The organism is Paramicrobacterium fandaimingii (assembly GCF_011751745.2).
In the GTDB taxonomy this organism is placed as follows: Bacteria; Actinomycetota; Actinomycetes; order Actinomycetales; family Microbacteriaceae; genus Paramicrobacterium; species Paramicrobacterium fandaimingii.
In genome coordinates this window covers 1,170,789-1,186,433 of record NZ_CP061170.1, presented here as the reverse complement: position 1 = coordinate 1,186,433, position 15,645 = coordinate 1,170,789, and the positions used below count along the sequence as shown (strand labels likewise).

Sequence of the window (15,645 nt, the reverse complement as noted above, 5' to 3'; positions counted from 1 at the left end):
TGCCCGAGTGGGAAGCTGTGTCTCTCGAGGGTACCGGGAGAATGGCTATACACAGCATGAGTCTCGAGTCACGCGGCGATTTTCACAATTGTCGTTGCGAATCTGTGATCTGGGTCGAACGATCGTGCAAGCACTCTCGACCGCTCCGGCAGCGTGTCGGAGCCTCAGCTCTGTAGACAGTGAGAAGGCGTCACGCCTTCTCACTCGGTGGTCCCCGATGACTCACCAGCGCGAACGAGATTGGCGCGATAGGCAATGATGACCGCCTGTACACGGTCACGGGCGTTAATCTTCGTGAATATTCTTCCCACGTAGCTTTTCACTGTCGATTCAGCGAGAAAAAGCTGCTCGGCGATCTCAGAATTCGTCAGGCCGTGTCCGATCGCAATGAGAATCTCACGCTCACGGGCAGAGAGGCGACGCACAGACGGAACCTGGTCCGTCTCCCGCAGCGGCTGCGTGCTGTGCGCCGCAAGCCGGTCGATCAGTCGCCGAGTGGCAGAGGGAGCGATCACGGCGTCTCCGACCGCCACCGCGCGGATCGCAGAGAGCAGGTCGGAGGGATCGGCGTCTTTCGTCAAAAACCCGCTCGCTCCCGCTTCGAGTCCAGCAAGCACATATTCATCAAGGTCGAAGGTTGTGAGAAGCAGTACCCAGGGGCTGGCCGTTGCTGCCTTCGCGCCCACGATCTTTCGCGTTGCGGCGATTCCATCCATGCCGGGCATTCGGATATCCATGAGGACGACATCAGGCTGCGATTCTTCGGCGAGGCGAATGGCGTCTTCGCCGTTTGCGGCTTCGCCGACGACGTCGATGCCCGTCTGCCCGTCAAGGAACATCTTCATGCCCATTCGCTGCAGCGGCTGGTCGTCTGTAATCAAGATCCTGATGGCCAATGTCGGAGTCTCCATTTCTGCCTTCACCGATTACCTGCTCGGTCGTCGGGAATCCGAGCCGTCACGCGCCATCCGACCCGAGTGGCATGCGCGTCGACACTGCCACCATAGGCCTCGGCTCGTTCCCTCATACCCAGAATTCCGTGGCCCGGCTCGGCTGCTCTGTCCCTCGGAGCGGACGGTGAACTCGCGCCCGTGTTGTCGACCAGCACCGTGAGCTCTGCGTTGTCGCGGGCGATCGTTATACCAACGCGTGCCTGCGTGCCGGCGTGGCGCAGAACGTTCGTGAGGGACTCTTGGACGATGCGGTAGGCGACGAGCTGACGCCCGGCCGGAACCGTCTCCAGAACACCGGACCGGTCAAGCGCAACACTGACCCCCGCAGCTCTGACCGTATCGACGAGCGCAGCAATATCCCCGAGTCCGGGCTGGGGCGTCAACGGTGCGCCCTCAGGGCTTTGGTCGTACCGAAGCACCGCGAGGATGCGCCGAACCTCCCGGACGGACGATCGGCTGATCTCCCCGATGGCGTCGAACGCATGCTCGGCATCTGGCGGTGAGTTCCTCACGGCGACGGACCCTCCTGTGGCGAGCGAAGTGATCACCGAAAGATTGTGCCCGATGATGTCATGCATCTCGTGTGCAATCCGCGACCGTTCAGCGATCACGGCTTCCCGTGCTGCTTCCTTCCGATGAGTGATGAGCGCCTGCCTGCGACTGTCGATCTGCACTCCGCCGAGGTACGACGCGGCTGCCATCGCCGCAACGCCCAATGACGAGCGAACCCGTTCGAGCAGCTCGGCGGAAAAGCCATTCACCGGGTCGACGTACGCCGCGACGCTGACGAGCAGGATGACGCCGCCAAACGCCCAGATGCGGCGGGTGCCCAGCCTGAGACCGACATTGAACAGCATCACCCACACCGTCAGGTAGAGCCAGGCGCCGCCGAATCCCGTCAGGCCGGCGACGATGACGGCGAGAACCACGGTCGACACCACGGTGATCAGTGCAGGAACGGGCTTCCGGCGTCGCAGCATGACTCCAACGGCGACCACTGCCACGAGGCTGGCTCCAACCAGGTCCCTGGGTGAGTTGGCGATGACGGCGATGACCGTGACGGCGACAGCAACTGTCAGATCCCACCACAGCGGGTGGTGCCCGTCGAAGGCACGCACCCGCTGCAGGAATCTCTTCATGGTCATCATTCTCTCGCGGGGCTGCGCCCGCGTCAGACGTCCCGCTTCTTCAGTAGCCACCAGCTGGATCCGCCGAGTACAACCAACCATGCCAGCAAGACGACAATGGCGACACCGACACCGTAGGGTTCGGTGCTCAGACCGCCAGACCTCATGACGTCGAGCGCCGCCAGAGGCATGTAGTCCACCACGTGAGCCAGCCCCTCGGGCAGGAAGACGGGGAAGAGCTGCGGGCCCAATTGGAAGACGCCGAAATACAGAGCGATGGCAGCAGCCGCGTTGCGAAGGAGCCCGCCGAGAGCGAGACCGAGCAGAACACCGTATGGCAGGATCATCGTGCCGCCGAGAACGCCCCAGAGCATCTGAGGGTCGAACAGCGACATCCCTTGCGCCAACGGAACTGTGCCGGCACTCTGCAGAACCGCGTAGAGCAGCACCGACATGAGGGCACCGAGAGTCGTTGTCACGGCGGTCAGGACTGCCGCTTTGCTCAGCAGCAGCCCTGTGCGCCGGGGAGCGGCAACGAGCGATGAGCGGATCGAACCCGTGCTGTACTCGCTCGTGATCGTCAGCACACCGAGGATCACGAGGATGAGCATTCCAATCGGGTAGACGGCAGTCCAGCCGAAAGGAATATCGCCGGCACCCTCGTCGTCACCGAGGATCTGACCGTTGAAGATCAGGTAAGAGCACAGCGCGGTTGTCAGAGCGAAGGCTACGGTCAGGGTGATCCACAACGAGCGAACGGACCACAGCTTCGTCCACTCGGATTTCACCAGACCAATCGCGCTGATTCGAGCGTTTCCGAGTTCAACGCGCGCCGGTGCGGACACGAGTGTTGCCTGGGATGTCATGCTGCAACCTCCTGCTGATGGATGCCGTAATCGACGGCGTCTCGGGTGATCTGCATAAACGCCTCTTCCAACGAGAGTCGCTCGGTGGCAAGCTCGTACAGGGTGATCCGTTCTGCCGCCGCAATCGCACCGATCTCCCGGGCGCTCCGACCCTGCACAAGGAGGGTCTCGCCGTCGATGGAGGTCACGCTGACGTTGGTGCCCTGAAGCACGACTGCGAGCGCTTCTGCGCCATCGGACACCACACGCGTGGTGTCCGGCGCCACCGAACTGACGATCTCGTCTACCGAACCGGCGGCGAGCAGCCTGCCCTGGCCGATAACGATCAGGTCTTCGGCGATGAGCGAGAGTTCGCTCATCAGGTGCGAGGAGAGGAAGACCGTCCGGCCCTCCCGCGCGAGTGCAGAGAGCGTCTCGCGCAGCCAGAGAACTCCGTCCGGGTCCAGGCCGTTTACCGGTTCGTCAAGAACGAGAACGTCGGGGTCTCCGAGAAGGGCTGTCGCGATTCCGAGGCGCTGGCTCATTCCGAGCGAGTAGCCTCCGGTTCGTTTCCGCGCCACGGAGGCCAGGCCGACCATCTCCAGGACGTCGTTGACCCGCTGCTTCGGGAATCCCTGTGTCTGAGCGATCGAGAGCAGATGGTGAGAGGCGCTGCGCCCCGGATGCACTGCCCGAGCGTCGAGCATGACACCCACATGTCGCATTGGATCGGGAAGTGCGCTGTAGACCTTCCCCCCGAGAGTGATGGTCCCGCTTGTGGGGCGGTCGAGCCCCACAAGCATGCGCATGGTTGTGGACTTCCCGGAACCGTTCGGCCCGAGGAATCCGGTGACGGCTCCGGGACGAACGGTGAACGAGAGATCTTTGACGGCAGTCTTGTCGCCGTACCGTTTGGTGAGGTGTTCTGAGACGATCATGTCCAGAAGCTATCCAGCAGAGAGCCCCCAGCGAATCACGCTGTGGTAGCGACCTGATGACTCGCTCGGCACCGGGGAATGCGTACCGGGGTACTGCGTCGCGCCCGCTCAGCTCGACAGCATCCGCCCGGTTACTCCAATTGCTCCGAGAGCTCGAGCCAGCGGGTCTCCAGATCGCTCACCTCGGCTTCAATGCCCTGCAACGTCGCAGTGAGCGAGCCGAGGCCTTCGTAGTCGGCTTGATCGTGGTCGGCAAGCTCCTGGTGCACGCGCGCGATCTGCTTCTGCAGCTTCGCGATCTTGCGATCGACGGCCGACAGCTCCTTCTGCGCGGCTCTGCGCTCGGCGCCGCCCAGGTCGCCGCCCGACGTCGCAGACGAGGGAGCGGATGCCGCGAGCGGCGCAACCGTCGTGTCAGCGGCATCCGCCCTCTGCGTTTTTCGAAGGCGCAGAAACTCTTCGACGCCACCGGGCAAGTGCCGCAGATGACCGTTCATGACGGCGTACTGCTGGTCGGTGACGCGCTCGACGAGGTAGCGGTCGTGCGACACGACGATGAGCGTTCCCGGCCAGGAGTCGAGAAGATCTTCAATCGCGGTGAGCATGTCGGTGTCGAGGTCGTTCGTCGGCTCATCGAGAATGAGCACGTTTGGCTCGTCGAGCAGAATGAGCAGCAGCTGCAGCCGCCGCTTCTGGCCGCCCGAGAGGTCCTTGATGGGTGTCGACAGCTGCGCGCTCGAGAACCCAAGCCGCTCGAGAAGCTGCCCCGGGGTGAGCTCTTTGCCGCCGGTGACATAGCCCGACTTGAGACGGCCGATCACCGTGCGCACTCGTTCGTGCGCCACATCGTCAAGCTCATCGAGCTGCTGGGTGAGGCTCGCGATGCGCACGGTCTGTCCGCGCTTCACACGCCCGCTTGTCGGCTGCACCTCGCCGGTCACCAGTCCGAGCAGCGTCGACTTGCCTGCACCGTTGATGCCGAGGATGCCGGTGCGCTCCCCCGGTGCAATGCGCCATTCCACCTGCTTCAGCACCGTGCGGTCGCCGTACGAGACGCCGACGTCGATGAGATCGACGACGTCTTTGCCGAGCCGCGACGTTGCCAGCTGCGTCAGCGCCACGGTGTTGCGCGGCGGCGGTTCGTTCGCGATCAGCTCGTTCGCCGCGTCAATGCGGAACTTCGGCTTCGACGTGCGCGCGGGCGGGCCGCGGCGCAGCCAGGCAAGCTCTTTGCGCATGAGGTTCTGCCGCTTCTCTTCCACGACGGAAGCCATGCGATCGCGTTCGACGCGCTGCAGAATGTACGCTGCGTAGCCACCCTCGAACGGCTCGACAATGCGATCGTGCACCTCCCACGTCGCCGTGCACACCTCGTCGAGAAACCAGCGATCGTGCGTCACGACGATGAGTCCGCCGCTCGACGCACCCCAGCGTCGCTTCAGGTGGTCGGCGAGCCACGCGATGCCCTCGACGTCGAGGTGGTTTGTCGGCTCATCGAGAAACAGCACGTCCCAGTCCCCGGCAAGCAGCGCGGCGAGTGCCACACGGCGACGCTGACCACCCGAAAGCGAGCCGATCGATGCCTGCCAGGGAATGTCGCGAGCGAGCCCCGTGATGATGTCGCGAATGCGCGCATCGCCTGCCCACTCGTGCTCGTCCATCGTGCCGACGATGATCTCGGCGACGGTGGCATTGTCGTCAATCACATCGCGCTGGTCGAGCACGCCGATCGTCGTGCCGCGGCGCATTGTCACTCGGCCATCGTCGGGCTCGAGACGCCCGGCCAGCAGCGCGAGAAGCGTCGACTTGCCGTCGCCATTGCGCCCGACGATTCCGACGCGATCTCCCTCGTTGAGCCCCACCGTCACCGCATCGAACACGACGCGGGTTGGAAACTCGAGGTGCAGATTCTCGCCTCCGAGCAGGTGCGCCATCAGGCCTCCATCACTCGAGCGCCCGAAACGGGGCCCGTCACATGCTTTGCGATAATTCCGGATGCTGACAGGCTCACTTGCACGTCGATCGCGGCCTCTGCACTCGCGGCGAGAAGCGCGATTGTCGGCCCTGAGCCCGAGACGATGCCCGCGAGCGCACCACTGGAGTCGCCCACCTCGAGGGTGCGCGTGAGCTCAGGCCGAATGTGCAGCGCCGCCACCTGAAGATCGTTGTGCAGAACATCGGCGAGAAGATGCGCGTCGCCCGCTCGAATTGCCTGCAGCACGCCCGTGTCCACGGCCGGCCTCTCATCGATCGGGGCGATGTCGGCTGCGTGTTTCGTGCGGTGGCTGTCGAGTTCGCCGTACACCTCAGGGGTCGACATGCCCCACTCTGAGATGGCGAGCACCCAGTGAAACGTGCCCTTGGCAAGCGCGGGGCTCAGGCGGTCACCTCTGCCCGTGCCGATAGCCGTGCCCCCGACAAGTGAGAACGGAACGTCAGCGCCGAGCTTCGCTGCGAGTTTCAGCAGTTCGTCGCGGCCGACGTCGGTCTTCCAGAGCGAGTCGCACGCGACCAGTGCGGCTGCGGCATCCGCCGATCCGCCTCCCATGCCCCCGGCGATGGGCACGTGCTTCTCGATCTGCAAGTGCACGCCGCTGTCGTAGCCGGTTTTCTTCGCCAGCATCCGGGCCGCCTTGATCGCCAGATTTGTGCGATCGACGGGCAGTTCACGCGTGTCGATGGGGCCGTTGAAGGCAACGGAGAAGCTGTCGGAGGGGAAGGCGCGAACGTCTTCGAAGAGCGAGACAGCCTGGTAGGCCGTCGCGACGTCGTGATAGCCGTCGTCCGTGCGCCGACCGACGTTCATGTACACGTTGATCTTGCCGGGGGCGCGCACGTGAACGTGGGGGACGTCGTGCAGATCGCTCATGCTTCCAACCTAGTGGAGGCAACGTGACGCGCATATTTCAGACGGCGCGCGTGACGCTCCGGTCAGGCGATGTCACTGGCGCTCGGCAGCCAGCTCGTCAGCAGAGTCTTCGCCTCAGAAAGCTCTTCAGCAGAGCCCAGCTTCGGCATCGTCAGCGCTACTCGAGTCTTCTCCCCCGTCGGGTAAACGCCGGCGACGACCGTGCGGCCATCGTCGAGCTTCCAGCGTGCGCTCGCATTCTTCGCAGACGAGTTGACGGATGCCGGATCGCAGCCTGCCGCAGCGGTCACCGCGCCGACGATCGCGGCCAAAGCGGCGTCACGCGGCGCCGCGAGTGTGCGGCTGACGCTCGCCTCGAAGCTGCCGTCAGCGCGCTGCCCTGGCTGGCGGCGGCCGATGTGCTGTTCGAATCCCACGGTGATGCCCTGTGCCCACCAGCCATCGACACCGTGCTCGTCCACAAGCCACGCGGCCGTCGTCGGGTGATCCCACTTCTGGGCGCCCGCCTCGGCGAGCAGGGCGTTCCACGCGTCGCGCGACCGCCCTGTCGCGCGTTCGAGCGCCTCGGTTCCAACGGAGTCGCTGTGCGTTGCGGTGGGCTTCGACATGCATCCAGTGTGCCCGGAGGCGGCTCGGTCGTCCAGCATCGGTGCGACGTCTGTCTGCTCAGCATCGGTATGGCCCGTGGTCCCCGACCCAGCACCCATGTGCCAGCATCCGTCTCTGTGGGGGTTCCGTTAGCGAATGAACGTGCACGTATTCGGAGATCCGCGTGCGAAGCCGGCGTGTCAGGCTGGACACGCCGGTTTCGGGCCGTGATCTCCGAATGGATGGACCAGACTCACGTGCTACACCACGCGAGCGACGCGCAGAAAGTCGTGCACGGTGAGCGTCTCGCCGCGACTCGTCGGGTCGACTCCCGCACGTTCGAGAACAGCGGATGCTGTCGCCGAATCGCCGAGAACGGAGCCCAGCGACTGCCGCAGCATCTTGCGACGCTGCATGAAAGCAGCATCCACAAGCCTGAATGTCTTCTCGCGTTCCGCCTCTGTTCCGAAGGGCTCCTCGTGCCGCGCGAACGCCACGAGCACGCTGTCGACATTTGGAACGGGCCAGAACACCTGCCTGCTCACGGTTCCTGCTGTGCGCCACGTGCCGTACCACGTTGCCTTGACGCTCGGGCTGCCGTACACCTTCGACCCGGGGTCGGCGGCAAGGCGATAGCCGACTTCGGCTTGCACCATCACCACGCCGGCGGCGAGGCTCGGCACCGTCTGCATGAGGTGCAGAAGAACGGGAACCGAGATGTTGTACGGCAGGTTCGCAACGAGTCGCGACGGCTCGCCCGGAAGATCGGTGACGCGCATGGCGTCTTCGGCGAGCACCGTGAGCTCGGTTCCGGGCGCCATCTGGTCGATCGTGTGGGGCAGCTGCTCGGCAAGGCGCTTATCGATCTCGATTGCCAGAACACGAGCTCCCGCCTCCAGCAAGCCCAGTGTGAGCGAGCCGAGCCCAGGCCCCACCTCGATGACGTGGTCTCCCGACTGCACGCGGGCCGTCGCCACGATCTTGCGCACCGTGTTTGCATCGACGACGAAGTTCTGGCCCAGCTTCTTCGTCGGCTGCACGCCGAGAAGCTGCGCGAGGTCGCGAATCTCGGCCGGGCCGAGCAGCGTCACGCCGGTCATTGCGGACCCGCCGCGAACGGGTCGCCTGGCGCCACAACCGGCTCGCTGTCCCAGCGCCCGTAAACGTACTCGGTGTTCGAGAGAATCTGTGCGGCAAGCATCGTCACGTCGGTGTCGAGATGGTCGGCGATGAACCGAACCGTGTGCGGCAGCAGGTAGGAGGCATTCGGGCGGCCGCGGTACGGCATGGGGGTGAGGAACGGCGCATCCGTCTCGACGAGCACCAGCGCGCGCGGCGCGACATCGAGAGCGCGGCGCAGGTTGCCGGCGTTCTTGAACGTTGCCGTTCCGGCGAACGACATGTACCAGCCGTTCTCCGTGCAGATCTCGGCAAGCGCGGTGTCTCCGGAGAAGCAGTGGAACACCGTGCGCTCCGGGGCGCCGACCCGCTTCAACGTCGCCACGACGTCGTCGTGCGCGTCGCGATCGTGAATCTGCAGAGCCAGGTCGTTCTGCTTGGCGATCTCAATGTGCGCCTCGAATGAGCGCAGCTGCGCGTCGCGCCCGTCTTCTTCTGTGCGGTAGTAGTCGAGCCCCGTCTCGCCGACGCAGCGCACCCGCGGTCGCGTCGCCAGCTCCGCGATCGCGGCGAGACCGTCGTCGAGCGTGCCTGCGGCATCGAGCGCCGGAGCGACGTTCGGGTGAATCGCGACGGCCGCCAGCATCCGGGGTTCGGTGAATGCCGCATCAACGGACCACCGCGACGAAGCGACGTCGACGCCCACCTGAACGATGCCGCGCACTCCCGCAGCCGACGCGCGGTCGAGCTGCTCGGCGGGGCTCAGCGTGTCGCCGTCAACCGGATAGTCGTCGACGATCGATGGATCGAGGTGCGTGTGATTGTCGTAGACGGGAACAATGAGCTCTTCGGGCACGGGCGGATAGCTCCGGTCGCGACGTTTCTTCGCCGAGCGGCCACTCATTCTTGCTCCGTTCGTCTCGTCCTCAGTCCGTTGCGGTCTCGATGCGCGGGAAGAGCGCTTCGAGGGGGCGCACGACGGTGTCGGCAGGCAATTGCCCCCAGCGACCCGCGTCGCGGATCGGCTGGTTCTCGAGCGCACCGAGCGTGTCGTCTGCGCCAAGCGCTGTCCACAGCTTATCCGTCGCCACCGGCGTCACCGGAGCGAGCAGCACGGCCAGCGCACGCAGGCCCTCTGTCACCGTGTAGAGCACCGTCGACAGGCGGCCGCGCTGAGCATCGTCTTTCGCGAGAACCCAGGGCTGCTGCTCCGTGATGTACCCGTTGAGCTCATCGACGATCGTCCAGATGTGCGCGAGGGCGTCGTGGATCGCGAGGGTTTCGATGGCGGCATCGGCTGCGCTTGCAGCATCCGCCACAACCTTCTGCACGTGAAGATCAGACTCCAGGTACTCGGATGCCGCGGGGACGGCGCCGTCGAAATACCGCGTCACCATGGCGAGAACCCGCGAGGCGAGGTTGCCGAAGCCGTTGGCGAGCTCTGCCTGGTACCGAGCCGACAGGTCTTCCCAGCTGAACGAACCGTCTTGCCCGAACGAGATGGCGCTCATGAAGTAGTAGCGGAACGCGTCGGAGCCGAAGGTGTCGGTGATCTCGGTCGGCGCGATTCCGGTGAGCTTCGACTTCGACATCTTCTCGCCACCGACGAGCAGCCACCCGTGCCCGTACACCCGCTGCGGAACCTCGAGCCCCGCTGCCATGAGCATCGCCGGCCAGATAACCGCGTGGAATCGCAGAATGTCTTTGCCCACAATGTGCACGCCGGGCCACAGCTTCTCGAGCTGGTCTGAGGCATCGTCGCCGTAGCCGATGGCGGTGATGTAGTTGAGCAGGGCATCGAACCACACGTAGACGACGTGAGTGTCATCCCACGGCACCTTCACGCCCCAGTCGAAGCTCGAGCGCGAGATCGACAGGTCGGACAGGCCCTGCTTGACGAACTGCGTCACCTCGTTGCGTGCCGACTCCGGCTGCACGAAGGTGGGCCGTTCGCTGTAGAGCGCGAGCAGGCGATCGGCAAACTCGCTCATGCGAAAGAAGTAGTTGCGTTCCTGAAGCAGCTCGACCGGCTTTGAATGGATGGCGCAGACGCGTTGCCCCTCGTATTGCCCTGCGCCGTCGACGAGGTCGGACTCCTGCTTGTACTCCTCGCAGCCAACGCAGTAGTAGCCCTCATATTCGCCCGCGTAGATATAGCCGTCGTCGTAGAGCTTCTGCAGAAACTTCTGCACGGCCTCTTCGTGGCGGGGCTCGGTCGTGCGAATGAAGTCGTCGTTCGCGACGTTGATGGTCTCGAGCAGCGGGCGCCAGCTCTTCTCGACGAGCCTGTCTGCCCATTCCTTCGGACTCACGCCGTTGGCTGTGGCCGTGCGCAGAATCTTCTCGCCGTGCTCATCGGTGCCCGTCAGCATCCAGGTGTCGTCTCCGGCCTGCCGGTGCCAGCGCGCGAGCACGTCGGCGGCGACCTCGGTGTACGCGTGCCCGATGTGCGGGGCGTCGTTCACATAGAAGATGGGGGTCGTGACGTAAAAGGAGTTGCCTGAGCGCATGGCCTCCATCCTAAAGCGAGACGCCTGCGCATATGACCCACATGACGCCCGAGGATCGCTGCCTGTCAGTTGTCGTCGTTCTTCGTGAATGCGTTCTTCACACGTTGGGCTCCCTCGGCCAGCATCGCCTCCGCCGAGTCGCGAATGACGTCCTTTGCGAACGGATCTCCCTTCAGCAACGCCTCTCCCGTGTTCTTCGCGAACTCGAGGGTGATGTGCGGCGGAAGCGGTGGCACGTTGCGGCTGACGTGCGCATCGATGAGCGTCACCCCTTGCGTTGCAAATGCGCGCTCCCACGCCGGCGCAACCTCATCGTCGGTCGTGACACGGATGCCGGTGAAGCCCAGCAGCTCCGCCCAGCCCGCGTAGTCGACTGACTCGACGTCTTGCGATGTGCGCCAGAGCGGGTTGCCGTCTTCAGTGCGCATCTCCCACGACACCTGACCGAGGTCGTTGTTGTGCACGACGAGAATGATCAGCTGCGGGTTCGCCCATCGCTTCAGATATTTCTTTACGGTGATGAGCTCGTTCATGCCGAGCATCTGGAACGCGCCGTCGCCGATCGTGCACACGACCGGGCGGTCTGAGTGTGCGAACTTTGCTGCCACCGCATACGGCATAGCCGCGAGCATCGTCGCGAGCCGCCCAGACAGGTCGCCCATCATGCCGCGCTGCAAGCGAATATGGTGGCCATACCAATCGGCTGTGGTGCCGGCATCCGCTGTCACGATCACCCCAGCGGGTAGGCGCTTGTTGAGCTCGTGGAAGACCCGCCGCGGGTTGACGCCGTCTGAATAGTCGACGTTCGCTTGAGCCTCCATCTCACGTTCCCAATCGCGCATGTCGTCTGCGACGGACTCTTGCCACGAGAGGTCCGTCGTCGCGTCGAGGTGAGGGATGAGTGCCGTGAGCGTCGCTTTCACATCTCCCCAGAGCGCCAGCTCGGTTGGGTAGCGCAAACCGGTGTGCTCGGGCTTGAGATCGACCTGAATGGCACGTGCCTGCCCGCTCTTCGGCAGGAACTGACCGTATGGATAGTTGGTTCCGAGCAGCACGAGGGTGTCGCAGTTCTTCATCTGCGTGTAGCTCGCGAGCGACCCCAGAAGCCCCAGCTGCTGGCTGTGGTGCGGAACATCGGCGGGGACGACCTGCTTGCCGCGCAGGCTCGTGATGATGCCTGCCCCCGCGAGTCGCGCAGCTTCGAGCACCTCGTCTGTCGCACCGTTCGCGCCGTGCCCGACAAGAAATGTCACCTTTTCGCCCGCGTTGATGAGTTCCGCTGCGCGCACAATGTCGTCTTCGGGCGGCGTCACCCGTGTAGACGGGGCGACGGCGCTCGACCGCGATACCCAGCTCTCGGGTGTCAGCTTGGGCATTTCCAGGCCCTGCACGTCGTGCGGGAGAATGACGACGGTGGGTCCGAGTCGAGTGCGCGCGGTTCGGAACGCCGTGTCGATGACGGCTTGGGCCTGCTCAGGCGAGACAACGGTCTGCACGTATTCGGCAACATCGGCGAGCGCTCGTTCGAGGTTGCTCTCCTGCTGGCTTCCCGTGCCCAGGGAATTGAGCCCCTGCTGGCCGACGATGGCCACGACCGGCTGGTTGTCCATTTTGGCGTCGTACAGACCGTTCATCATGTGAAAGGCGCCGGGGCTCGACGTTGCGACGCACACGCCGACTTCTCCGGTGAACTTGGCGTGCGCCGTCGCCATGAGCGCGCAGATCTCCTCGTGCGTTGGCCGAATGTATTCGACTCCCCTTCCCTCATGCTCTGCCTTACCCAGCGCACCGTCGAATTCGCCGATTCCATCCCCGGGGTAGCCGAAGACTCGAGAAACTCCCCACTCTCGAATGCGATCGATAATGAAGTCACTCACTGTCGGCATGGAATCCTCCTTGCGTCTCGGGTGGCGAAATTCGGCCAGGGTCTCAGTACACTCCGCGGGGCACGCCTGGTCAACCGCTGGCCGTCGCGGCGTAGGATCGCCGCATGAGACAACGACGCATCGGCTCCTTCTCTGTCAGTTCGATCGGGCTCGGCGGCATGCCGATGTCGATTCCCGGGCGCAAAGATCGCGATACGTCCATCGCCACGGTTCACGCTGGTCTTGACGCCGGGGTCACGCTCATCGACACGGCCGACGCCTATACGACATCGACAGACGGCCAGGGCCACAATGAGATTCTCATCGCCGAGGCGCTGGCGTCATACGGCGCAGATACCTCACAGGTGCTCGTCGCGACGAAGGGCGGGCTTCTCTACGCGGATCCCGGTCCCTGGGTGCGCAGCGGCCAGCCCGACTACCTCACTGTCGCCGCCAAGCAGTCCGCAACGCGACTGGGCGTCGAGACGATCGGCCTCTACCAATTTCACCGCCCCGATCCCGAGGTGCCATACGCCGAGTCGATCGGGGCGCTGAACGACCTCGTGGCAGCCGGCGTGATCCGGCACGTCGGCATTTCGAATGCAAACGTCGATCAGATTCGCGAAGCACGCGGCATCCTCGGTGACGATCTCGTGTCTGTGCAGAACCAGTTCTCACCCGCACACCTCGACAGCCGCGCCGAGCTTGAGCTGTGCGCCAAGCTCGGGCTCGCATTTCTGCCGTGGAGTCCGCTCGGCGGCATTCGTCGAGCCGGGGACCTCGCCGATGATCATGCGGTGTTCGGGGAGGTTGGTCGCGAGGTGGGTGCCAGCCCGCAACAGGTCGCTCTGGCCTGGGAGCTGTCGCTGGCCGAGATCGTCATTCCGATCCCCGGAGCCAGCCAGCCGGCATCGATCACTGACTCCGCGAAGGCGGCAGATCTCGAACTCAGCGCCGAGCAGCTGGCACGGCTCGGAGCCTGACCTGGTTCAGTGGTTTGTCTTCAGCAGTCGTTCGGAGACCGCCATCCACACCGCGAAGACCAAATATCCGGTCTCGAAACTCGGCAGATCACCGTTCCACCGACGCGCCTCGTTCCGCTGCGAACCGCTCTTCTTCTGCGATCTTGCCAGCAGTATCAGTCCCCCGGCAAGATTCAGCGCGCCCCAGACGGCATTGATGCCGGGGCCAGACTCGCGTCCTCCCAGCGGCGTGAGATGGCGCCGACCCCCGGCAGCGGTGGCGAGGTGCGGTGCACTGTTTGCAACAAGCACGCCAGCGATGAAGGATCGTATTCGAGAAGACGGCATTCCGACACGATACGCCCGTTGCCCCCCACGCGGCTAAGCTCGTCGCCGTGAAAACAACACCAGCTGCACCGATAGACATAGATGCCGTGAGGGCGATGTGGCGCAACTATGCGGCGGCGCATCCTACGGTCACGCGAGTATTCGACACGTATGAGGCGGAGCAGTTCGGTGACTCGGCCGAGATGGCTGACGACTTGCTCGCTCTGATTCTCGAGGGTCGAAAGCGTGCGACATCGTCGCACACACCCGAGTACCGTGACGACGGCGATCCGTTTCCGCAGATCGGATCGCACTGGGTCTCGTGTGACGGCCGTGGTGAACCGCGGGCGATTCGGCGCATCGTCGAGTTGCGCGTTGCTCCGTTCATGGCCGTCGACGCCCAGTTTGCCTACGACGAGGGCGAAGACAATAGAACGCTGGAGTCGTGGCGACGCGAACACCGACGCTTCTTCGACCGCACGTGTGCTGCCCGCGGAACTACGTTCAGCGAGAACGACGAGTTGATTCTCGAGCGCTTTGCCGTTGTGTGGCCGAGACGGTTCGCCGATTCTCCGTAGCGAGGTACCTCCCGCCAATACGTGTGCAGAGATTCGGAGTTTCCGCCCGACACGCCGAGGAAAGCGCTGCCTCAGACGGCGTGTCGGCAGAATCTCCGAATCTGTGAGCGCCATGGCGCGCACGTCGAGAATCAACGCGCGTCGAGGGCCGCCTGGTAGAGATCGCGCTTGCCGAGACCCGTCTCTGCGGCGACAGCTGCAGCGGCATCCTTCAGCCGCTCCCCCGCCGCCACGCGCTCCGTGACGCGGGCTCGCCCGTCATCAATCGAGAAGGCTGCCGCGTCCGCACCGTGAATCACGAGGACGATCTCGCCCTTCACGCCCTCGGCAGCCCACGCAGCGACATCTGTTGCGGTTCCCCGCTTGACCTGTTCGAACAGCTTCGTCAGCTCGCGGCACACGGCGACGCGACGGTCGGCTCCGAGCTCGGTCACGACGTCATCGAGCGCCGAGGCGATGCGTTGCGGCGACTCGAAGAACACCATGGTGCGGCGCTCATCGGCGAGGGAGCGCAGCCCCTTTCGACGCTCAGACGGTTTGCGCGGCAGGAACCCCTCGAACGTGAACCGATCGGTGGGCATTCCCGCGAGGGCGAGCGCCGTGACCACAGCGCTGGGCCCGGGAATCACGGTCACGCCGACGTCGGCGGCGATCGCCGCCTGCACAAGGTGGTAGCCCGGATCAGACACCGTGGGCATTCCGGCATCGCTCATCACGACGATGTCGCTGTCGCGTGCGCGCTCGACGAGCTCGGCGGACTTCTCGCGTTCGTTGTGGTCGTGCAGAGCGACGATCTGCGGCCGGTTCTCAATGCCGAGGCCGGTGAGAAGCCGCACGGTCGACCGCGTGTCTTCGGCAGCCACGAATGTCGCCGCGCTCAGCGTCTCAACGAGCCGAGCCGATGCATCGCCGAGGTTGCCGATGGGCGTGGCCGCAAGAATGATCATGCTGCAAGTCTGCCATC

Annotated in this window: 15 protein-coding genes; 2 read left to right on the top strand and 13 right to left on the bottom strand. The window is 64.5% G+C overall.

Translation table 11 applies throughout. The annotated features are described in order from the left end of the window. Positions 1-200: 200 nt before the first annotated feature. The 11 genes from HCR84_RS05710 to HCR84_RS05660 all read right to left on the bottom strand — a co-directional run bounded on the left by HCR84_RS05710 (position 201) and on the right by HCR84_RS05660 (position 12,835). On the bottom strand, positions 201-896 hold the full coding sequence (locus tag HCR84_RS05710) for a response regulator (RefSeq protein WP_244972575.1): 696 nt from the start codon (positions 894-896) through the stop codon (positions 201-203). A 23-nt stretch (positions 897-919) separates the two neighbouring features. After that, positions 920-2,092 carry a sensor histidine kinase gene (locus HCR84_RS05705; protein ID WP_166984307.1) on the bottom strand — a complete coding sequence of 391 codons (1,173 nt, stop codon included), beginning with the start codon at positions 2,090-2,092 and terminating at the stop codon, positions 920-922. Positions 2,093-2,124: 32 nt separating this feature from the next. Further along, positions 2,125-2,946, bottom strand: coding sequence for an ABC transporter permease (locus HCR84_RS05700; RefSeq protein ID WP_166984308.1), 822 nt, complete (start codon positions 2,944-2,946; stop codon positions 2,125-2,127). Continuing rightward, positions 2,943-3,863, bottom strand: a complete 921-nt coding sequence (locus HCR84_RS05695; RefSeq protein ID WP_166984309.1) for an ABC transporter ATP-binding protein — start codon at positions 3,861-3,863, stop codon at positions 2,943-2,945. The genes HCR84_RS05700 and HCR84_RS05695 overlap by 4 nt, the downstream gene beginning before the upstream one ends. Positions 3,864-3,994: 131 nt before the next feature. Beyond that, positions 3,995-5,797, bottom strand: a complete 1,803-nt coding sequence (locus tag HCR84_RS05690; protein ID WP_166984310.1) for an ABC-F family ATP-binding cassette domain-containing protein — start codon at positions 5,795-5,797, stop codon at positions 3,995-3,997. Further along, complete coding sequence (locus tag HCR84_RS05685) at positions 5,797-6,732, bottom strand: 4-(cytidine 5'-diphospho)-2-C-methyl-D-erythritol kinase (RefSeq protein WP_166984311.1); 936 nt, start codon at positions 6,730-6,732, stop codon at positions 5,797-5,799. Before HCR84_RS05685 ends, HCR84_RS05690 begins: the two co-directional genes overlap by 1 nt. A 62-nt stretch (positions 6,733-6,794) precedes the next feature. Continuing rightward, positions 6,795-7,340, bottom strand: coding sequence for a hypothetical protein (locus tag HCR84_RS05680; protein ID WP_166984312.1), 546 nt, complete (start codon positions 7,338-7,340; stop codon positions 6,795-6,797). A 240-nt stretch (positions 7,341-7,580) separates the two neighbouring features. Then, a complete protein-coding gene (rsmA, locus tag HCR84_RS05675) occupies positions 7,581-8,420 on the bottom strand; it encodes a 16S rRNA (adenine(1518)-N(6)/adenine(1519)-N(6))-dimethyltransferase RsmA (protein ID WP_166984313.1) in 840 nt (279 codons plus the stop codon). Then, a complete protein-coding gene (locus HCR84_RS05670) occupies positions 8,417-9,343 on the bottom strand; it encodes a TatD family hydrolase (protein ID WP_166984314.1) in 927 nt (308 codons plus the stop codon). Before HCR84_RS05670 ends, rsmA begins: the two co-directional genes overlap by 4 nt. A 22-nt stretch (positions 9,344-9,365) precedes the next feature. Beyond that, positions 9,366-10,949: a methionine--tRNA ligase gene (gene metG, locus HCR84_RS05665; RefSeq protein ID WP_166984315.1), complete on the bottom strand. Its 1,584-nt coding sequence runs from the start codon at positions 10,947-10,949 to the stop codon at positions 9,366-9,368. 65 nt (positions 10,950-11,014) lie between these two features. Beyond that, entirely contained in the window at positions 11,015-12,835 is a 1,821-nt protein-coding gene (locus HCR84_RS05660; RefSeq protein WP_166984316.1) for a thiamine pyrophosphate-requiring protein, read from the bottom strand. Between the two features lie 104 nt (positions 12,836-12,939). On the opposite strand from HCR84_RS05660, the gene HCR84_RS05655 reads away from it, so the two are divergent. After that, positions 12,940-13,797 (top strand): aldo/keto reductase, encoded by an 858-nt coding sequence (locus HCR84_RS05655; RefSeq protein WP_166984317.1) that lies wholly within the window; start codon positions 12,940-12,942, stop codon positions 13,795-13,797. 6 nt (positions 13,798-13,803) lie between these two features. Here HCR84_RS05655 and HCR84_RS05650 read toward each other — a convergent pair whose 3' ends face one another. Beyond that, positions 13,804-14,124 carry a hypothetical protein gene (locus tag HCR84_RS05650; RefSeq protein WP_166984318.1) on the bottom strand — a complete coding sequence of 107 codons (321 nt, stop codon included), beginning with the start codon at positions 14,122-14,124 and terminating at the stop codon, positions 13,804-13,806. A 47-nt stretch (positions 14,125-14,171) separates the two neighbouring features. On the opposite strand from HCR84_RS05650, the gene HCR84_RS05645 reads away from it, so the two are divergent. Further along, entirely contained in the window at positions 14,172-14,681 is a 510-nt protein-coding gene (locus tag HCR84_RS05645; RefSeq protein ID WP_244972574.1) for an ASCH domain-containing protein, read from the top strand. 131 nt (positions 14,682-14,812) lie between these two features. On the opposite strand, the gene rsmI is transcribed toward HCR84_RS05645, so the two are convergent. Further along, positions 14,813-15,628: a 16S rRNA (cytidine(1402)-2'-O)-methyltransferase gene (gene rsmI, locus HCR84_RS05640; protein WP_166984319.1), complete on the bottom strand. Its 816-nt coding sequence runs from the start codon at positions 15,626-15,628 to the stop codon at positions 14,813-14,815. Between the last annotated feature and the right edge of the window lie 17 nt (positions 15,629-15,645).

Bases quoted from the DNA above. Each gene is read 5' to 3' on its own strand.
- HCR84_RS05690 (WP_166984310.1), bottom strand. From the start codon at position 5,797: ATGGCGCACCTGCTCGGAGGCGAGAATCTGCACCTCGAGTTTCCAACC.
- HCR84_RS05650 (WP_166984318.1), bottom strand. From the start codon at position 14,124: ATGCCGTCTTCTCGAATACGATCCTTCATCGCTGGCGTGCTTGTTGCA.
- rsmA (WP_166984313.1), bottom strand. From the start codon at position 8,420: ATGACCGGCGTGACGCTGCTCGGCCCGGCCGAGATTCGCGACCTCGCG.
- HCR84_RS05700 (WP_166984308.1), bottom strand. From the start codon at position 2,946: ATGACATCCCAGGCAACACTCGTGTCCGCACCGGCGCGCGTTGAACTC.
- HCR84_RS05680 (WP_166984312.1), bottom strand. From the start codon at position 7,340: ATGTCGAAGCCCACCGCAACGCACAGCGACTCCGTTGGAACCGAGGCG.
- HCR84_RS05670 (WP_166984314.1), bottom strand. From the start codon at position 9,343: ATGAGTGGCCGCTCGGCGAAGAAACGTCGCGACCGGAGCTATCCGCCC.
- rsmI (WP_166984319.1), bottom strand. From the start codon at position 15,628: ATGATCATTCTTGCGGCCACGCCCATCGGCAACCTCGGCGATGCATCG.
- HCR84_RS05695 (WP_166984309.1), bottom strand. From the start codon at position 3,863: ATGATCGTCTCAGAACACCTCACCAAACGGTACGGCGACAAGACTGCC.
- HCR84_RS05685 (WP_166984311.1), bottom strand. From the start codon at position 6,732: ATGAGCGATCTGCACGACGTCCCCCACGTTCACGTGCGCGCCCCCGGC.
- metG (WP_166984315.1), bottom strand. From the start codon at position 10,949: ATGCGCTCAGGCAACTCCTTTTACGTCACGACCCCCATCTTCTATGTG.
- HCR84_RS05655 (WP_166984317.1), top strand. From the start codon at position 12,940: ATGAGACAACGACGCATCGGCTCCTTCTCTGTCAGTTCGATCGGGCTC.
- HCR84_RS05660 (WP_166984316.1), bottom strand. From the start codon at position 12,835: ATGCCGACAGTGAGTGACTTCATTATCGATCGCATTCGAGAGTGGGGA.
- HCR84_RS05705 (WP_166984307.1), bottom strand. From the start codon at position 2,092: ATGAAGAGATTCCTGCAGCGGGTGCGTGCCTTCGACGGGCACCACCCG.